Annotated in this window: 2 protein-coding genes; both read left to right on the plus strand. The window is 34.0% G+C overall.

Going from position 1 to position 742, the window contains the following annotated elements:
- Positions 1-180, plus strand: a 180-nt coding sequence (locus tag CX675_RS19650; protein ID WP_130736952.1) for a gliding motility-associated C-terminal domain-containing protein, incomplete at its 5' end; no start/stop codon positions are given.
- 58 nt (positions 181-238) lie between these two features.
- Positions 239-742 (plus strand): type IX secretion system membrane protein PorP/SprF (locus CX675_RS19655; RefSeq protein ID WP_130736958.1); only part of this gene is annotated, 504 nt, incomplete at its 3' end.

Genomic DNA, 742 nt, shown 5'->3' on the forward strand with positions numbered 1-742 from the left:
AAATTAGAGATTTTCAATCGTTATGGTAAAGAGGTTTATAGTAAATCGGGATATGAAGATGAGTGGTATGGACAGACAGATAATGGCGATGAGCTTCCAGATGGTACTTACTATTATGTGATAGAGTTTACAGATATGGATTCTAGAACGGGTTGGATTTATATAAACAGACAACAGTAAAACTAAATACACTGCCTTCATTTTCTTATGAAGGCAGTTATAAAACTCAAAAAATAAAATGAAGAAACTATATTTAGTAGCTTTAGGCATATTGTCAATATGTATTGATGCAAATGCACAACAAGACCCACATTATACGCAATACATGTATAATATGAATGTCATCAACCCGGCCTATGCGGGTAGTAAAGAGAATCTAGCGATTGGTTTGTTATATAGAAAGCAATGGATTGAGATAGAAGATGCGCCTACCACAGGAACCTTATCTGGTCATATGCCAGTAGGTAAAAACGTAGGATTAGGATTATCGTTCATTACAGATAAGATTGGTCCTGTAGAAGAAAATAATTTATATGGTGATTTTTCGTATACGTTAAATTTAGGAGAAGAGCACCGTTTAGCCTTTGGTATTAAAACAGGATTAACATTTCATAAAGTAGGTTTATTTAGCGATATTGGAAATGGGTTTGTACCACAACCTGGTGACCCTGCTTTTTCACAAGATATCAGTAATACGTATTTTAATATTGGTTCCGGACTTTTTTATTACACCAACAAGTAT

This window comes from Flavobacterium sp. J27 (genome assembly GCF_004303025.1).
In the GTDB taxonomy this organism is placed as follows: domain Bacteria; phylum Bacteroidota; class Bacteroidia; order Flavobacteriales; family Flavobacteriaceae; genus Flavobacterium.